Source organism: Nocardioides sp. cx-169 (assembly GCF_021083605.1).
GTDB lineage: Bacteria > Actinomycetota > Actinomycetes > Propionibacteriales > Nocardioidaceae > Nocardioides.
The window spans coordinates 95510-112181 of sequence record NZ_JAJNRO010000016.1 but is presented as its reverse complement, the minus strand read 5'-3'; the positions used below and the strand labels follow the sequence as shown (position 1 = coordinate 112181).

At 70.4% G+C, this 16672-nt stretch carries 16 protein-coding genes; 6 read left to right on the top strand and 10 right to left on the bottom strand.

Translation table 11 applies throughout. The features are described from left to right. Position 1: 1 nt before the first annotated feature. Positions 2-310 (bottom strand): 30S ribosomal protein S10, encoded by a 309-nt coding sequence (gene rpsJ / locus LRP67_RS19070; protein WP_008360994.1) that lies wholly within the window; start codon positions 308-310, stop codon positions 2-4. Positions 311-948: 638 nt separating this feature from the next. Here rpsJ and LRP67_RS19065 point away from each other — a divergent pair. Genes LRP67_RS19065 through LRP67_RS19045 form a run of 5 tightly spaced genes read left to right on the top strand, consistent with a single transcriptional unit; the run spans position 949 to position 5991 of the window. Further along, a complete protein-coding gene (locus LRP67_RS19065) occupies positions 949-1899 on the top strand; it encodes a hypothetical protein (RefSeq protein WP_231271730.1) in 951 nt (316 codons plus the stop codon). Beyond that, on the top strand, positions 1896-2534 hold the full coding sequence (locus LRP67_RS21965; RefSeq protein WP_231271729.1) for a DUF4129 domain-containing protein: 639 nt from the start codon (positions 1896-1898) through the stop codon (positions 2532-2534). The genes LRP67_RS19065 and LRP67_RS21965 overlap by 4 nt, the downstream gene beginning before the upstream one ends. Next, positions 2531-3682, top strand: a complete 1152-nt coding sequence (locus LRP67_RS19055; protein ID WP_231271728.1) for a DUF4350 domain-containing protein — start codon at positions 2531-2533, stop codon at positions 3680-3682. The genes LRP67_RS21965 and LRP67_RS19055 overlap by 4 nt, the downstream gene beginning before the upstream one ends. Next, positions 3679-4671: a MoxR family ATPase gene (locus tag LRP67_RS19050; RefSeq protein WP_231271727.1), complete on the top strand. Its 993-nt coding sequence runs from the start codon at positions 3679-3681 to the stop codon at positions 4669-4671. Before LRP67_RS19055 ends, LRP67_RS19050 begins: the two co-directional genes overlap by 4 nt. A 27-nt stretch (positions 4672-4698) precedes the next feature. Continuing rightward, on the top strand, positions 4699-5991 hold the full coding sequence (locus LRP67_RS19045; RefSeq protein ID WP_231271726.1) for a DUF58 domain-containing protein: 1293 nt from the start codon (positions 4699-4701) through the stop codon (positions 5989-5991). A gap of 111 nt (positions 5992-6102) precedes the next feature. On the opposite strand, the gene LRP67_RS19040 is transcribed toward LRP67_RS19045, so the two are convergent. Next, positions 6103-7098, bottom strand: coding sequence for a stage II sporulation protein M (locus LRP67_RS19040; protein ID WP_231271725.1), 996 nt, complete (start codon positions 7096-7098; stop codon positions 6103-6105). Positions 7099-7172: 74 nt separating this feature from the next. On the opposite strand from LRP67_RS19040, the gene LRP67_RS19035 reads away from it, so the two are divergent. Next, on the top strand, positions 7173-7979 hold the full coding sequence (locus LRP67_RS19035) for an RDD family protein (protein WP_231271724.1): 807 nt from the start codon (positions 7173-7175) through the stop codon (positions 7977-7979). 11 nt (positions 7980-7990) lie between these two features. Here LRP67_RS19035 and trmB read toward each other — a convergent pair whose 3' ends face one another. The 8 genes from trmB to LRP67_RS18995 all read right to left on the bottom strand — a co-directional run bounded on the left by trmB (position 7991) and on the right by LRP67_RS18995 (position 16640). After that, positions 7991-8713 (bottom strand): tRNA (guanosine(46)-N7)-methyltransferase TrmB, encoded by a 723-nt coding sequence (gene trmB, locus LRP67_RS19030; RefSeq protein WP_231271723.1) that lies wholly within the window; start codon positions 8711-8713, stop codon positions 7991-7993. Between the two features lie 149 nt (positions 8714-8862). Then, the gene (tuf, locus tag LRP67_RS19025) at positions 8863-10056 is read right to left on the bottom strand and encodes an elongation factor Tu (protein WP_231271722.1); all 1194 of its coding nucleotides are present in this window, start codon (positions 10054-10056) and stop codon (positions 8863-8865) included. Between the two features lie 79 nt (positions 10057-10135). Beyond that, the gene (gene fusA, locus LRP67_RS19020) at positions 10136-12247 is read right to left on the bottom strand and encodes an elongation factor G (RefSeq protein WP_308189789.1); all 2112 of its coding nucleotides are present in this window, start codon (positions 12245-12247) and stop codon (positions 10136-10138) included. A gap of 74 nt (positions 12248-12321) precedes the next feature. Continuing rightward, positions 12322-12792 carry a 30S ribosomal protein S7 gene (rpsG, locus tag LRP67_RS19015; protein WP_134738135.1) on the bottom strand — a complete coding sequence of 157 codons (471 nt, stop codon included), beginning with the start codon at positions 12790-12792 and terminating at the stop codon, positions 12322-12324. Then, positions 12792-13166, bottom strand: a complete 375-nt coding sequence (gene rpsL / locus LRP67_RS19010; protein WP_028644777.1) for a 30S ribosomal protein S12 — start codon at positions 13164-13166, stop codon at positions 12792-12794. Before rpsL ends, rpsG begins: the two co-directional genes overlap by 1 nt. A 197-nt stretch (positions 13167-13363) precedes the next feature. Next, positions 13364-14617, bottom strand: a complete 1254-nt coding sequence (locus LRP67_RS19005; protein WP_231271721.1) for an MFS transporter — start codon at positions 14615-14617, stop codon at positions 13364-13366. Further along, positions 14614-15060 (bottom strand): MarR family winged helix-turn-helix transcriptional regulator, encoded by a 447-nt coding sequence (locus LRP67_RS19000; protein WP_231271720.1) that lies wholly within the window; start codon positions 15058-15060, stop codon positions 14614-14616. Before LRP67_RS19000 ends, LRP67_RS19005 begins: the two co-directional genes overlap by 4 nt. Positions 15061-15182: 122 nt before the next feature. Next, a complete protein-coding gene (locus tag LRP67_RS18995) occupies positions 15183-16640 on the bottom strand; it encodes an NCS2 family permease (protein WP_231271719.1) in 1458 nt (485 codons plus the stop codon). Positions 16641-16672: the final 32 nt, after the last annotated feature.

The window sequence follows — 16672 nt, the reverse complement described above, 5'->3', positions numbered from 1 at the left end:
CTCAGAGCTTGATCTCGATGTCGACACCGGCCGGCAGGTCGAGTCGCATGAGGGAGTCGACGGTCTTCGGGGTCGGGTCGATGATGTCGATGAGTCGCTTGTGCGTGCGCATCTCGAAGTGCTCGCGGGAGTCCTTGTACTTGTGCGGCGAGCGAATCACGCAGTAGACGTTCTTCTCGGTCGGCAGCGGCACCGGGCCGGCGACCTTGGCACCCGTACGGGTGACGGTGTCCACGATCTTGCGCGCCGAGGTGTCGATCACCTCGTGGTCATAGGCCTTGAGCCTGATGCGGATCTTCTGTCCCGCCATAGGTCTCTCTCTACCTTCTACTGGTCCACGTCGCTGTCCGGAACGTCTTCAGGTCGAATCCGCTCCGCCCTGTGCTCACCACTCCCCCGGCCGACCCCCGCGGTCGGGCGTGTCGCGAGATTTCCTCGCAACACGAGACCAGGATCGATCTACGGTGTTGTGGTGCCCGACGGTTTGTCGGGCTGATCGGGTCTCCAGGTGCGGTGCTGGCACAGGCCTGCTACCGAAACATCGCTCCGCGAGGAGCTGGGAGACGCGATTCAGTAGTCAAGATGTGCCGCACCCCGGCGACCCGCCGGAGCAACCGGACTATCTTGGCAGATCTGTGCCGGTGCGCCAAATCGGATCGGCCACCGGCGAGCGCCCCTCCTCGCGGGGCGGGCCCGGCCTCCCCGCGACCCTGATGTCGCGGATCGTCCGGGGGCCCGACGACCACCTGACAGGATGTGCCGGACGAAGGGGGTGCGATGTCGGGCTACGAACACTTTCCGCCACCGGGAGCACCGGCCGGGGAGCCGGCGACCCCTCCCCCGCCTGGCTGGGCGCCACCGCCACCGCCTCCGCCTCCGCCTCCGCCTCCGCCTCCGCCTCCGCCACCGGCCTACGCCCCGCCGCACGCCTGGGCGGCGCCTCGCGGGATGCTCGGTGCCGCACACAAGCCCGGCGCGATCCCCCTGCGCCCGCTCGCCCTCGGGGACATGTACGACGCCGCGTTCCGGATCATCCGCTTCAACCCCCAGGCGACCGTGGGAGCCGCGGTGCTGGTCACCGCCCTCACCATGGCACTGCCGGTCCTCGTGACGACCCTGCTGACGTTCACCACCGGCGTCGTCATCGACGAGTCGCAGGACGTCACCGGCACCGAGGAGGTGCTCGGGGCCCTCGGTGCCTTCGGCTCGATGCTAGGGGGCCTGGTCCTCCTCGTCGTGGCGCTGGGCATGGTCAACGGGCTGGTCTCGCTGGTGGTGCGCGCCGCCGCCGAGGGGCGGCGCCTCAGCCTGGGAGAGGCGTGGGCCGCCACGCTGGGCAAGCGCTGGCGGCTCGTCGGGCTGACCGTCCTGGTCAACCTCGGCATGCTGCTCTACACCGGCGCGTACGTGACGCTGTGGTTCGCCGTCGTCCTCATGAGCGACAGCGTCGTCGTGATCGTGCTGTGGGCCCTCTTCGGCACCGTCGCGTTCGCCGCCGGCGCACTGTGGCTCTGGGTTCGCCTCTACTACCTGCCGGCGCCGTCCCTGATGCTCGAGGACGTCGGCGTCCTGGGCGCGATCGGGCGGGGCTACCACCTGACGAGCGGTCACTTCTGGCGCACCCTCGGCATCGCGCTGCTGACCCTGGTCATCGCCTCGATCGCGGGCTCCGTGCTCTCGGTCCCGGTCGGACTGCTCGGCCAGGGCGCCGGGCTGGTGTGGCCGGAGTACGCCGCGCTCGGCCTGGTGCTCGGGCAGGCGCTCTCGACGGTCCTCTCCGCCGCATTCGTCGCGCCGTTCACCGCCGCCGTCGCCTCGCTGCAGTACGTCGACCTGCGCATGCGCAAGGAGGGCTACGACGTCGAGCTGATGTCTCGTGCCGGGGTCCTCGAGTCGTGAGCCTCCACTCTCAGCCGGCCGCGCTCGTCGGTCTCCTGGCGGATCCGCCGCTGGACCCGACCCCCGACGAGGCGCGCTCCCGCCTGCGCCGAGAGCTGCTCGCACCGGAGTACCACGAGGAGAACCTGCTCCAGCGCCTCGTCGACTGGCTGACCCGCCGCATCGACGGCGGGGTCAGCAGCGCGAGCGACGCACCGCCGTTGCAGACCCTGGCGGTGATGCTGGTCGCGGTGCTGCTCCTCGGCGGGCTGGCGCTGCTGCTCTCGCGCGCCCGGCGTACCGCCCGGGGCGACGACGAGGAGCAGCCGGTCCTCACCGGCGAGGACGTCACCGCGGCCGTGCTGCGCGCTCGCGCCGTGACCGCGATGGCCGAGGGGCGCTACGAGGACGCGCTCGTCGACGGGTTCCGCGCCCTGGCCCTGCGCCAGGTGGAGCGGGGCCGCCTCGATGACGCTCCCGGGGCCACCGCCCACGAGGTCGCGCTGGCCCTGGTCGTGGAGTACCCCCACCAGCGCGACCGGGTCGACCTGGGCGCCCGGCTCTTCGACGCCGTCCGGTACGGCGACCGGCCGGCCACCGAGGAGCAGGCCGCCGGCGTCCTCGCGCTGGACGACGAGCTGGCGGGCGTGCGATGAGCGCGACGCAGGCACCGCCCGCGCAGGGCAGGAGCGGTCGAGCCGGCCGCCTTCGGCGCCACCGTGGCGCGCTGCTGGTCGCGGCGGCGCTGGTGGTGGCCGTGGCCGTGGTCCTGTGGACCAGCGGCGAGGAGCGCACGCACGCACGCCTCGACCCGGCCAACCCGGACGCCGAGGGGGCGCGCGCCGTGGCGCGGGTGTTGGAGGACCAGGGGGTCGACCTGAGCGTCGTCCGGGGCGCCGCCGAGCTCAAGCGCACGGAGGCCGGCCCCGGCACGACCGTCGTCGTCACCTCGACGCAGAGCCTCGGCGGCAGCACCCTCGACCGGCTCCTCGCCCACGCCCGCGGCGCCCGGCTGGTCCTCGTCGACCCTGGCGTGGCGGTGACCGACGCGCTGGGGCTGGGCGCTGGCGGGTCCTCCGACCCGCTGGGCAGCGGCCGCGAGGCCGACTGCGACGACCCGCTGTTCGAAGGGCTCACGATCGAGGTGGACAGCGGCCTCTCGTATCCCGGCAGCGGCTGTTTCGGCGACGGGCACGGCGGGGCCCTGCTGGTCGAGCACGACGACGTGCGCCTCTTCGGCGCCGGCGACGCGCTCGCCAACGACCAGGTGCTGCGCGCCGACAACGCGGCGGTGGTGCTGCGGCTGCTCGGCCAGGACCGGCGGCTGGTCTGGTACGTGCCTCAGGTGGAGGACCTGGTGGGAGAGGACGAGGTGAGCCTCGGCACCCTGCTCCCCGACTGGATCCGCCCGGCGATCTGGCTGCTCGCGCTCACCGTCCTCGGGCTGGTCCTGTGGCGCGGCCGCCGCCTCGGCCCGCTCGCCACCGAGCCGATGCCGGTGGTGGTCAAGGCGATCGAGACCACCCTCAGCCGCGGTCGCCTCTACCGCCGTGCCGGCGACCGGGAGCACGCCGCCCAGGCCCTGCGCCGGGCCGCGCGCGACCGCGCCGCCCAACGCCTGGGCCGGGGCGCGTCGCGCGACCCCCAGGCGCTGGTGCGCGACGTCGCCCGCCACATCGGCCGCGCCGAGGCCGAGGTCGACGCCCTGATCGGTCCACACGCCGCTGCCCCCGCCACCGACGCAGCCCTGATCGCTCTGGCCTCCCACCTGGCCGAGCTCGACAGAGAGGTACGCCGCACATGACCGAGACGACCAGCGAGGACGCGGTCCCGCGCGTCGACGACGACCGGGCACGCGAGCGGTTGTCCGCCGTACGCACCGAGGTGGCGAAGGCCGTCGTCGGCCAGGACGCCGCGGTGTCCGGCCTCCTCGTCGCCCTGCTGTGCGGCGGTCACGTGCTCATGGAGGGCGTGCCCGGGACCGCGAAGACCCTGCTGGTGCGCACGCTCGCCGCCGCGCTGTCCGTCGAGACCCGACGGGTGCAGTTCACCCCCGACCTGATGCCCGGCGACATCACCGGGTCCATGGTGATCGACAGCCACCAAGGCCAGCTGAGCTTCCGTGAAGGGCCGGTGTTCACCAACCTGCTGCTCGCCGACGAGATCAACCGGACGCCGCCCAAGACGCAGTCGGCGCTGCTCGAGGCGATGGAGGAGGGCCAGGTGTCGGTGGACGGCGTCTCGCGCGCACTGCCTCGGCCGTTTCTGGTGGCCGCGACGCAGAACCCCGTGGAGTACGAAGGCACCTACCCCCTGCCGGAGGCCCAGCTGGACCGGTTCCTGCTCAAGGTCGTGCTGCCGATCCCCCAGCGGGAGCAGGAGCTGGAGATCCTGCGCCGGCACGCCTCGGGCTTCGACCCGCGCGACGTCTCCGGCGCCGGGGTCACCGCGGTTGCCGGCGCGGGCGACATCGCCGCCGGCCAGGCCGCCGTCACGAAGGTGCAGGTCTCCCCCGAGGTGGCCGGCTACATCGTCGACATCGCACGGGCGACGCGGGAGTCGCCGTCGCTCAGCCTGGGCGTCAGCCCACGCGGCGCGACCGCGCTGCTGCGCGCGTCTCGCGCGTGGGCCTGGCTGGTCGGCCGCGACTTCGTGACTCCGGACGACGTCAAGTCGCTCGCCCACGCCACCCTGGTCCACCGCCTGGGCCTGCGTCCGGAGGCCGAGCTCGAGGGGGTCGACGTCGCCCAGGTGCTGGCCTCGGCGCTCGGCTCGGTGCCGGTCCCCCGGTGAGCCGGACACGCCGATGGTGACCTGCTGATGGCGATCTCGGGGCGGGTGCCGCTGCTCCTCCTGCTGGGACTCGTCCCAGTGGTGCTCCGGCCGACCGTCGGTACCGTGTTCCTGTGGCTGCTGGTGGTCGCCTTGCTCGCTGCGGCCGACTGGCTGGCGGCGCCGCGGACGAGCGTGCTGTCGTGGGAGCGCCGGCCGGTCGGGGCGGTGCGGATGGGCCACCCCACCGAGACCACGCTCGTCGCCTCCAACGCCTCGCGCCGCCGCGTCCGCGCGCTCGTGCGCGACGCGTGGCAGCCGAGCGCGGGCGCGACCGACAACCGCCACCGCGTGCGTCTCGACCCCGGCCACCGTGCGCTGCTGCGCACTCCCCTGCGGCCGCGCCGGCGCGGTGACCTCCGCGCGGTGGGCGTCACCGTCCGCACGCGGGGGCCTCTCGGCCTCGCCTACCGCCAGCGGACCGTGCGGGTCGACGGGACCGTCCGCAGCCTCCCGCCCTTCGAGTCCCGCAAGCACCTGCCCTCACGGCTGGTCCGGCTCCGCGACCTCGACGGCCGGTCGGCCGTACGCGTGCGGGGGCAAGGCACCGAGTTCGACTCGCTGCGCGAGTACGTCCGCGGCGACGACGTGCGCTCGATCGACTGGCGGGCCTCGGCCCGCAACCGCAACGTGGTGGTCCGCACCTGGCAGCCCGAGCGAGACCGGCGCGTCGTGCTCGTCCTCGACACCTCGCGCACGTCCGCGGGCCGGGTCGAGGACGTGCCCAGGCTCGACTCCGCCATGGACGCCGCGCTGCTGCTCGCCGCCCTCGCCGCCCGCGCCGGCGACCGGATCGACTTCATCGCGGGTGACCGACGGGTCCGCTCCCGGTTGCGCTCCGCCGGCTCCCTGGACGTCGCCGCCCGCCTGCAGGAGGCTTTGGCGGACCTGGAGCCGGTCATCGCGGAGGCCGACTGGGACGCCCTCGTGGGCGCCGTCCAGGGCATGGGCCGACAGCGGGCCCTGGTCGTGCTGCTCACCCCGCTCGAGCCGTCCGCGATCGAGGAAGGGCTGCTCACCGTCCTGCCCGCGCTCACCCGCCATCACCGGGTCGTGCTCGCCTCTGTCCGCGACCCCGCCCTGGACCGCCTCGCCGCCGCCCGCGCCACGATCGACGATGTGTACGACGCCGCCGCCGCCGAGCAGGTCCTGGCCCGACGCCGCCGTACCGCCGACCTGCTGCACGCCCTCGGCATCGACGTCGTCGACTCCGACGCCGAGCGTCTCCCGCCCGCCCTCGCCGACCACTATCTGCAGTTGAAGGCGCGGGGGTTGCTGTAGGGGCAGGTTTTTCAGCGTCTGCTGATAACCCTGACGTTCTGGGCCGGAGTTCTGGCCCAGAACGTCAGGGAAATCCCCGGTAGCTGGGTCCCGTCACTCCGCGCGGCATCGCTAGAGCTGCGTGGCCACCCGGTCCTCGAGCAGCGCGGCGTCGACGTCGCCGGTGAAGCCGCGGCGCGCCGCGTTGCGGCCGAGCACGAACACGTAGGCGAAGAAGACCAGCTCGGCGAGGATGCCGATCCCGATCCGGGCCGCGGTGGGGAGGCCGGAGGGCGTCACGAAGGCCTCGATCACGCCGCTGACGGCGAGCACGGCCACCAGGCCGAGCGAGACGGTGGCGGCCGTGCGTCCCTCGCGGGCGATCGACTGGGTCCGGGTGAGGCCACCGGGCTCGACCCACGACCAGAAGAGCCGCAGGCCAACGCCGCCGGCCACGAAGACCGCGGTCAGCTCCAGCAGGCCGTGCGGGAGGATCAGGCCCCAGAACAGCTCGCCGCGGTCGTGACGGGTCATGATCGAGCCGAGCATCGCGACGTTGAGCAGGTTGTTGAAGAGCAGGATCACGACCGGGAAGCCCAGGATGCCGAGCGCGACGCACTGCGCCGCCACCCAGGCGTTGTTGATCCACACCTGCGCGGCGAAGTGGCTGGCGGCGTACTCGCTGTAGTAGCCCTCGAAGTCCTCGTTGACGAGCTGGTCGACCTCCGAGGGCGGGATCAGGGACTGCTCCACCTGGGGATGGTCCAGCAACCACCACATCATCACCGCGACGACGATGACGTTCACCGCCACGCACCCCAACCACCACCAGCGCAACCGGTACAGCGCTGCGGGGAACCGCTCGAGGAAGAAGGTCCGCACGCCACGCCAGGAGCCGACGCGGGTGCCGACCGCCTTGTTGCGCGCGTGCGAGAGCAGTGAGGACAGGTGACCGACGAGGGAGGCGTCCGGCGCCGAGGTCCGTACGACGGACAGGTGTGTGGCCACCTGTTGGTAGCGCTCCACGAGCTCGTCGCTCTCCGCCCCGGTGAGCCGGCGGGTGCGGACCAGCTGGTCCAGCCGCTGCCACTCGTGGGCGTGCGCGAGCACGTACGCATCCAGGTCCACGCCCACACTCTAGGTGTGGACAGGCGGCACGTGGCTGGACGAGCCGGACCAGACTCGCACCTACACTGACCGCGATGACCCCGGAGTTCGCCACCCTCACCACCGACGACCTCGTCACCGGCGAGGCGGTCGCACTCGACCTGCCGCCCGCCAGCCTGGCCGCGCGCATCGGCTCAGGGCTGATCGACGTGCTCGTGACGGTGCTGTCGCTGGTGGCCGTCTTCATGCTGTTCCTGCTCGCGTCGGTCAACACCGACGCCGCGCTCACCCACGTAGCGCTGGTCGGCTCCCTGATCACAGGGTTCCTGGTCATCCCCACGACGCTCGAGACGCTGACCCGCGGGCGCTCGCTCGGCAAGCTCGCGATGGGACTGCGTACCGTGCGGGACGACGGCGGTCCGATCTCCTTCCAGCACGCGTTCACCCGCGCCCTGGTCGGCTTCGTCGAGATCTACGCCTTCGGCGGGGCGCCGGCGTTCTTCTCAGCGCTCGTCAGCTCGCGCGGCAAGCGGCTGGGCGACTTCGCCGCCGGCACCTACGTCGTCCGCGACCGGGTGCCGCTCCGGCTCACCGTGCCCTCACAGATGCCCCACCACCTCGCCCCCTGGGCGCGGACGGCGGACATCACCACGCTCCCGACGGGCTTGGCCCTGGCGGTGCGCCAGTTCCTCGGCCGCTACCACACCTTCGACCCGCAGTCGCGCACCGCAGTGGCGACGCAGCTCGCGACCGAGGTACGTCGCTACGTGGCCCCCGGACCGCCCGCGGGCACGCCGCCCGAGGACTTCATGGCCGCCGTGGTGGCCTCGCGACGGGAGCGGGACCAGGCCCGGCTGCGTCGCGAGGCGCAGTTGCGCCACCGGCTCACGTCGCGCCGCTGACCCACCTCGGGCTACCGGACGCGCCGGTAGGCGAGGTCCACGATGTCGCGCCCGACGGCCACGCCCTTGCGCTCGAACTTGGTCACGGGTCGCTCCGCCCAGCGCGGCACCTGCCCACCCTCGAGACCCGGCTCGGTGTCGAGGACCTGGCGCATCTGCACGGCGTACGCCGCCCAGTCGGTCGCGAGGCGCCAGACACCGCCCGGCTCTAGGCGCGAGGCGACCAGCCGGGCGAACTCCGGCGTCACGAGCCGGCGCTTGTGATGCTTGGTCTTGGGCCACGGGTCGGGGAAGAACGTCCACAGCTCGCGCACCGAGGACGGCGCCACCAGGTGCTCGAGCGACCACGCGGCGTCCACGGAGCAGAACCGCACGTTCTCGGCACCCGCCGCCGCGACCTCCGCGAGACCGGCAGCGACGCCCGGCAGCCAGACCTCGAACGCGACCACGTTGCAGTCCGGCCGCGCCGCCGCCAGCACGCCGGTCGCCTCGCCCACGCCGGGGCCGATCTCGATCACCAGCGGCGCCTCACGCCCGAACACCTCGGCCCAGCTGAACCCGGGCTCGTCCACCGCCTCGTCCGGGATGACCCAGTCGCGGTGGTGCGCGTCCCACGCCTCCTGCTGGCTCGGGGTGAACCGACTCCCCCGACGCGAGTAGCTCAGCACCTGACGCAGCCGCCGACCGTCCTCGGTCAGCTTCATGTGCGGTCGCGCCGTCACCTGCTCGCTCATGCCCACCATTCTCGCTGCTCCCTACCCTCGGTCCTGCCCGAGGTGACCCGTCACGAACTCACCCACCGCAAATGACGCTGACCCGTCAGAAAGTCTCTGACGGGTCAGCGGTGGATCAAGCCGGTCAGCGACCGGCGGCGATCACGGACTTACTTCGTGATCTTGGTGACGCGGCCGGCACCGACGGTGCGGCCACCCTCACGGATCGCGAACTTCAGACCGTCGTCCATGGCGATGGGCTGGATGAGCTCGACCGACATCTCGGTGTTGTCACCCGGCATGACCATCTCAACGCCCTCGGGAAGGGTCACGACGCCCGTCACGTCCGTGGTGCGGAAGTAGAACTGCGGACGGTAGTTGTTGAAGAACGGCGTGTGACGACCGCCCTCCTCCTTCGAGAGGATGTAGACCGAGGCCTCGAAGTTGGTGTGCGGGGTCGACGTGCCCGGCTTGATGACGACCATGCCGCGCTCGATGTCCTCGCGCTTGGTGCCACGAAGCAGCAGACCGACGTTCTCGCCGGCCTCGCCCTCGTCGAGCAGCTTGCGGAACATCTCGACGCCGGTGACCGTCGACTTCTGCGACTTCTCGCGGATGCCGATGATCTCGACCTCCTCGTTCACCTTGATGATGCCCCGCTCGATGCGGCCGGTGATGACCGTGCCGCGACCGGTGATCGTGAAGACGTCCTCGACGGGCATGAGGAACGGCTTGTCGGTCTCACGCTCGGGGGTCGGGATGTACTCGTCGACCGCGTTCATGAGCTCCATGATCGACTCGCCCCACTTCTCGTCACCCTGGAGGGCCGGGAAGGCAGCGACGCGGACCACGGGGACGTCGTCGCCCGGGAACTCGTACTCGGAGAGGAGCTCGCGCACCTCCATCTCGACGAGCTCGATGAGCTCCTCGTCGTCGACCATGTCGCACTTGTTGAGCGCCACGACCAGGGCCGGAACGCCGACCTGGCGGGCGAGCAGCACGTGCTCACGCGTCTGCGGCATGGGGCCGTCGGTGGCGGCAACCACGAGGATCGCGCCGTCCATCTGAGCCGCACCGGTGATCATGTTCTTGATGTAGTCGGCGTGACCCGGGCAGTCGACGTGCGCGTAGTGGCGCGCCTCGGTCTGGTACTCGACGTGCGCGATCGAGATCGTGATGCCGCGCTGACGCTCCTCGGGAGCCTTGTCGATGTCCTCGAACGCCGAAGCAGCGTTGAGGTCCGGGTGCTTGTCGTGCAGCACCTTGGTGATTGCTGCGGTCAGCGTCGTCTTCCCGTGGTCGATGTGACCGATGGTTCCGATGTTGACGTGCGGCTTGGTCCGCTCGAACTTCGCCTTAGCCACTGTGGGCTCCTCCTGGTGTGGTTGTTACTTGACTCGTACTTGACGTGGTGGTGCGTGGTGCGTGTGGCCCGTGCGGGGGTTACTCCCCACGCACCTTCTTGATGATCTCGTCGGCGATGTTCGTGGGAACCTCGGCGTACGAGTCGAACTCCATCGAGTACGAAGCCTGGCCGGAGGTCTTGGACCTCAGGTCGCCAACGTACCCGAACATCTCGGAGAGCGGCACGAGGGCGTTGACGACGATGTCGCCGTGCCGCTCCTCCTGCGCTCGGATCTGGCCGCGACGGCTGTTGATGTCGCCGATGACGGTGCCGAGGAACGACTCGGGGGTCGTCACCTCCACGGCGAACATCGGCTCCAGCAGGACCGGCTTGGCCATGCGGGCGGCCTCCTTGAAGGCCTGGTTGCCCGCGATCTTGAACGCCAGCTCGGAGGAGTCGACGTCGTGGTACGCGCCGTCCTCGAGCGTGAACTTGACGTCGACCATCGGGTAGCCGGCGAGGACGCCGAACTCGAGGGCCTCCTGGCCACCCTGGTCCACCGAGGGGATGTACTCCTTCGGCACGCGGCCACCGGAGACGTTGTTGACGAACTCGTAGCCCGCACCGGTGCCCGTCTCGGGGTCGATGTTGGGGCCGAGCGAGACGACGACCTTGGCGAACTGGCCGGAGCCACCGGTCTGCTTCTTGTGCGTGTAGCTGTGCTTGGTGACCTCCTTGCGGAGGGTCTCCCGGTAGGCCACCTGCGGCTTGCCGACGGTCGCCTCGACCCGGAACTCGCGCTTCATGCGGTCGACGAGGATCTCCAGGTGGAGCTCGCCCATGCCGGCGATGATCGTCTGGCCGGTCTCTTCGTCGGCCTTGACCGTGAACGTCGGGTCCTCGTCGGAGAGCCGCTGGATGGCGGTTCCGAGCTTCTCCTGGTCGCTCTTGGTCTTGGGCTCGATCGCGACCTCGATCACCGGGGCCGGGAACGTCATCGACTCGAGGATGACCGGGTGCTGCGGGTCGCTCAGCGTGTGACCGGTCTTGGTGTCCTTGAGGCCCATGACCGCCACGATCTGGCCGGCGCCGACCGACGCGATCTCCTCACGCTTGTTGGCGTGCATCTGGTAGACCTTGCCGATCCGCTCCTTGCGGCCGTTGACCGAGTTGACCACGGTCGCGCCGGCCGCGAGCTTGCCGGAGTAGACGCGCACGTAGATCAGCTTGCCGAGGTGCGGGTCGGTCGCGATCTTGTAGGCCAGGCCCGAGAACGGCTCGTCGTCGGAGGGCAGGCGCTTGATCTCGACGGTCTCGTCCTTGACGGAGTGACCGATGATCGCGTCGATGTCGAGCGGCGAGGGCAGGTACTTGACGACCGCGTCGAGCAGGGGCTGGACGCCCTTGTTCTTGAACGCGGTGCCGCACAGGACCGGGTTGACCTTGTCGGCCAGGGTCGCGCGGCGGATCGCCGCCTCGAGCTCCTCGACGGTGAAGTCGCCCTCGTCGAGGAACTTCTCCATGATCGCGTCGTCGGCGTCCGACAGGGTCTCGAGCAGCTTCTCGCGGTACTCGGCGGCCTGCTCGGCCAGCTCGGCCGGGATCCCCTCGACGTCGTAGTCCTCGCCCATCTTGGTCTCGCCGCGCCACGTGAGCGCGCGCATGCCGACCAGGTCGATGACACCGAGGAAGTCGCCCTCGGCACCGATCGGGAGCTGGAGGACCAGCGGGGTGCTGTTGAGGCGCTCCACCATCATGTCGACGCAGCGGAAGAAGTCGGCGCCCGTGCGGTCCAGCTTGTTGACGAAGCACATGCGGGGCACGGAGTACTTGTTGGCCTGGCGCCAGACGGTCATCGTCTGGGGCTCCACGCCGGCGACGCCGTCGAACACCGCGACCGCGCCGTCGAGGACGCGCAGCGAGCGCTCCACCTCGGCGGTGAAGTCGACGTGCCCGGGGGTGTCGATGATGTTGATCTGGTGGTCCTTCCACCAGCAGGTCGTCGCGGCGGACGTGATCGTGATGCCGCGCTCCTGCTCCTGCTCCATCCAGTCCATCGTGGCCGCGCCCTCGTGGACCTCACCGATCTTGTAGGTGATGCCGGTGTAGAAGAGGATGCGCTCGGTGGTGGTGGTCTTGCCGGCGTCGATGTGCGCCATGATGCCGATGTTGCGGACCTTGTTGAGGTCGGTCGTGATGTCGACAGCCACTGAAAGTCTCAGTCCCTCGGAAGTTGTTGGGGTGCTGGTGGCGTGAGGGGTACGGCGTACCCCTCACGCACAGGTCACCAGCGGTAGTGGGCGAAGGCCTTGTTGGACTCGGCCATCTTGTGGGTGTCCTCGCGCTTCTTCACCGCGGCACCGAGGCCGTTGGAGGCGTCGAGGATCTCGTTCATGAGCCGCTCGGACATCGTCTTCTCGCGACGGTCGGCGGCGTAGCCGACGAGCCAGCGCAGCGCGAGCGTGGTGCCGCGCGTGCCCTTGACCTCGATCGGGACCTGGTAGGTGGCCCCACCGACGCGTCGGGACTTGACCTCGATGGACGGCTTGACGTTGTCCATCGCGCGCTTCAGCGTCACGACCGGGTCGGTGCCGTTCTTCTCGCGGCAGCCCTCGAGCGCGCCGTAGACGATGCGCTGCGCGACCTGCTTCTTGCCGTCCTGCAGGACCTTGGAGACGAGCTGGGACACCAGCTGCGAGCCGTAGACCGGGTCGATGTCGATCGGCCGCTTCGGGGCCGGACCCTTGCGGGGCATTAGCTCTTCTCCTTCTTCGCGCCGTAGCGGCTGCGGGCCTGCTTGCGGTTCTTGACACCCTGGGTGTCGAGGGTGCCGCGGATGATCTTGTAGCGCACACCGGGGAGGTCCTTCACCCGGCCGCCGCGCACGAGCACGATGGAGTGCTCCTGGAGGTTGTGACCGACGCCCGGGATGTAGGCGGTGACCTCGACGCCGCTCGACAGGCGCACGCGGGCGACCTTGCGAAGGGCGGAGTTCGGCTTCTTGGGCGTGGTCGTGTAGACGCGGGTGCAGACACCGCGGCGCTGGGGCGAACCCTTCAGGGCAGGCGTCTTGCTCTTGGACACCTTGTCCTGTCGGCCCTTGCGGACCAGCTGGTTGATCGTGGGCACCTGGTGGTTCCCTTTCATGTAGCTCTCAGTGCTCGGCGCCTTGCCGGGCACGCGTATTGCAGTGGTTCTCTGTGCCTGTGGTGAGTGCGCCCGGATTTGGGCACGCGCAACGGTCTGGTCGTGCCAGACACAAGTACCGAGATTACCGGGCGCCCCGAACGCGGTCAAAACGCCGTCGGGGCGGGGCCGTCCGGGTCTCAGGCGTGGACCAGGTCGCGGGCCGGGCGTCCCTCGCGGTGGGCCTTGGCCCGCAGGTAGACGGCGCTCGCGAACAGGACACCGGCCACGGTCATGGCGCCACCGCCGATGAGCGTCCATCGGGCCCCGAACACCTCTCCGACCCACCCGAGCACGGGCGCACCCAGCGGCGTCCCCCCGATGAAGATCATCATGTACAGCGCCATCACCCGCCCGCGCATTCCCGCGTCGGTGTTGAGCTGCATGAAGGCGTTGGCGCTGGTGACCATGGTCAGGGCGAGAAAGCCGAGGACCGGGCACAGGAGCGCGAAGGTGAGGTACGACGGCGCGAGCCCGGCCACGATCTCGACGAGGCCGAACACCACCGCGGCGCCCACCACCAGGCGGTGTCGGACCCGCTCCCGACTGGCGGCCAGCAGCGAGCCGGTCAGCGACCCGACCGCGAGGAACGTCCCGAGCATCCCGAACTCCGCGGAGCCCTTGTCGAAGACCTGCGTGGCCATGAGCGCCGAGGTCATCTGGAAGTTGAGGCCGAAGGTGCCGGCGAAGAACACGATGCCGAGGATCAGCATCAGGTCCGGGCGCTGGCGCACGTACGACACCCCGGCGCGGATCTGACCGGGCTGGCGGCGTACGAGGTCAGCGACATGGAGCGTGCTGCCGTCGAGGCGGGCGAGGGCGACGATCGGGCCGATGTAGGTGAACGCGTTGAGGAGGATGACCCAGCCGGTGGCGACGACGCCGGAGCCGAGCAGGGCGATCGAGACGCCGGCAAGCGCCGGGCCGAGCAGGCGCGCGGAGTTGAAGCCGGCGGAGTTGAGGCCCACCGCGTTGGTGAGGTCGTCGGCGTCGACGATCTCGGAGACGAACGACTGGCGCGCCGGGGCGTCGAAGGCCGAGGCCACTCCGAGCACCAGTGCCAGCACGTAGACGTGCCAGATCTGGACCGTGCCGGTGATGGCGAGCACACCGAGCACGAGCGCGGGGGCGGCCATGCCGATGTTGGTCATCTGGAGCAGCCGGCGCTTGGGGATCCGGTCGGCGACCAGGCCAGCCACCGGCGAGAGCAGGAGGAAGGGCAGGAACTGCAGACCGGTGGTGATGCCGATCGCGGCCGCGCTGTTGGCGGTCAGCAGCAGGACCAGCCAGTCCTGGGCGACGCGCTGCATCCAGGTGCCGACGTTGGACACCAGGTTGCCGACGGCGTACAGCCGGTAGTTGGGGTTGCGCAGCGAGCGGAAGGTGGGGCTCAACCAGATGCCAGCCTTTCGAGGATGGGGGCCGCACTGCGGAGCACGGCGCGTTCGTCGGGGGTCAGAGTGCGCAGCCGGGTCGCCAGCCACTCGTCGCGGCGGGCCCGGTCGGCCAGGAGGGTCTCGCGACCGCGCTCGGTCAGGGCCACGAGCACCTGGCGGCCGTCGGTCTCGTGGGGGTGCCGGCTCGCGAAGCCGCCGTCGACCAGGAAGTTGACGGTGCGGGTCATGCTCGGGGGCTGCACCATCTCGATGCGGGCCAGCTCGCCGACCGTCAGGTCGCCGTGCCGGTGGAGCGCGCCGAGCACGGACATCGTGTTCATGCTCAGCTCGTTGTCGGGGTGGCGTTCGGTGGCCAGCCGCCGGCGCAGACGCATGACCGACAGCCGGAGCTCGGAGGCAAGTCCGGCGTCTGTGCGCGCGGCCTTCTCAGCGGTAGGCATATCGTTAGCGTAAGTCATTACCCGTGCTAACTATTCCGAGCTCGCTCCGAGCGCGGTGAGGCCTCGATCACGCTGACCCGTCAGAAAGTCTCTGACGGGTCAGCGTGGTGACGGCTGGACGCTCAGGTGAGCCAGTCGGTGAGGGGCTGGATCGCGAAGTAGACGACGAACAGCGCCGCGACGCCGTACAGCAGCGGGTGGACCTGGCGGGCCTTGCCGACGACGAGCTTGATCAGCACGAAGGAGACGAAGCCGGCGCCGATGCCCGCCGAGATCGAGTAGGTGAACGGCATCAGGACGATCGTGAGGAAGGCCGGGATGGCGATCTCGACGTCGGCCCACTGGATGCCGAGGACCTGCTGCATCATCAGGAAGCCCACGAGCACCAGCGCGGGGACCGCGGCCTCCGAGGGGATGATCGCGACCAGCGGGGCGAAGAAGACGGTGAGCAGGAACAATACGCCGGTCACGACCGACGCGAGCCCGGTGCGGGCGCCCTCGCCCACGCCGGAGGCGGACTCGATGTACGACGTGTTGGACGAGACGCCGGCCGCGCCGCCGGCCACTGCGGCCAGGGAGTCCACGATGAGGATGCGCTGCGCGTGCGGCGGGGTGCCGTCCTCGTCGTTCAGGCCCGCCTCAGCGCCGATGGCGGTCATCGTGCCCATGGTGTCGAAGAAGTCCGCGAGCATGAGCGTGAAGATCAGCAGAATGGCCGAGACGATCCCCACGGACTCGAAGGAGCCGAGCAGCGAGAACTCGCCGAGCGTCGCGAGGTCGGGCAGGTCGAAGAGGTCCCCCGGCCACGACGGCACGGTCAGCGCCCAGCCCGTCGGGCTCTTGTCGGACGCGCCCAGGTCGCCGATCGTCTCCACGACGATGGCCACCAGCGTCATGACCACGATCGAGATCAGGATGGCCCCACGGACCCGACGCACCCACAGCGCGATCAGGAGCAGCAGCCCGAGGACGAACACGAGCACCGGCCACCCGGCCAGCTGGCCGGTCTGGCCGAGCTGCACCGGGACAGTCGTGTTCGCGGCGTCGGGGATCCGGCGTACGAAGCCGGCGTCGACGAAGCCGATCAGCGCGATGAAGAGCCCGATGCCCACCGAGATCGCGACCTTGAGCTGCGCCGGCACGGCGTGGAAGACCGCCTTGCGGAAACCGGTCAGGACCAGCAGCAGGATCAGCAGCCCCTCCAGGACGACCAGTCCCATGGCGTCGGCCCACGTCATCTGCGAGGCGACGGCCACGGCGAGGAAGGCGTTGAGCCCCAGCCCGGTAGCGATCGCGAGGGGGAAGTTGGCGACCGCGCCCATCAGGATCGTGAGCACACCGGCCACGAGCGCGGTGCCGGCCGCGATCACCGCGAGGTTCGGGTCGTCGCCGCCACCGAGGTACTTGCCGTCGATGTCCTTCGCGTAGCCCAGGATGAGCGGGTTGAGGACCACAATGTAGGCCATCGTGAAGAAGGTGACGACGCCGCCGCGCACCTCCCGTGCCACGGTGGAGCCGCGCTCGCTGATCTTGAAGTAGCCGTCGATCCCGCCGCGCGGGGCATGAGTGCTGGTCGTCACAGCGGCTGAGCATTCCAGACATCCGCGAGGGT

Bases quoted from the DNA above. Each gene is read 5' to 3' on its own strand.
- LRP67_RS19045 (WP_231271726.1), top strand. From the start codon at position 4,699: ATGGCGATCTCGGGGCGGGTGCCGCTGCTCCTCCTGCTGGGACTCGTC.
- LRP67_RS19055 (WP_231271728.1), top strand. From the start codon at position 2,531: ATGAGCGCGACGCAGGCACCGCCCGCGCAGGGCAGGAGCGGTCGAGCC.
- rpsG (WP_134738135.1), bottom strand. From the start codon at position 12,792: ATGCCCCGCAAGGGTCCGGCCCCGAAGCGGCCGATCGACATCGACCCG.
- LRP67_RS19035 (WP_231271724.1), top strand. From the start codon at position 7,173: ATGACCCCGGAGTTCGCCACCCTCACCACCGACGACCTCGTCACCGGC.
- LRP67_RS19065 (WP_231271730.1), top strand. From the start codon at position 949: ATGCTCGGTGCCGCACACAAGCCCGGCGCGATCCCCCTGCGCCCGCTC.
- LRP67_RS19050 (WP_231271727.1), top strand. From the start codon at position 3,679: ATGACCGAGACGACCAGCGAGGACGCGGTCCCGCGCGTCGACGACGAC.
- rpsJ (WP_008360994.1), bottom strand. From the start codon at position 310: ATGGCGGGACAGAAGATCCGCATCAGGCTCAAGGCCTATGACCACGAG.
- trmB (WP_231271723.1), bottom strand. From the start codon at position 8,713: ATGAGCGAGCAGGTGACGGCGCGACCGCACATGAAGCTGACCGAGGAC.
- LRP67_RS19000 (WP_231271720.1), bottom strand. From the start codon at position 15,060: ATGCCTACCGCTGAGAAGGCCGCGCGCACAGACGCCGGACTTGCCTCC.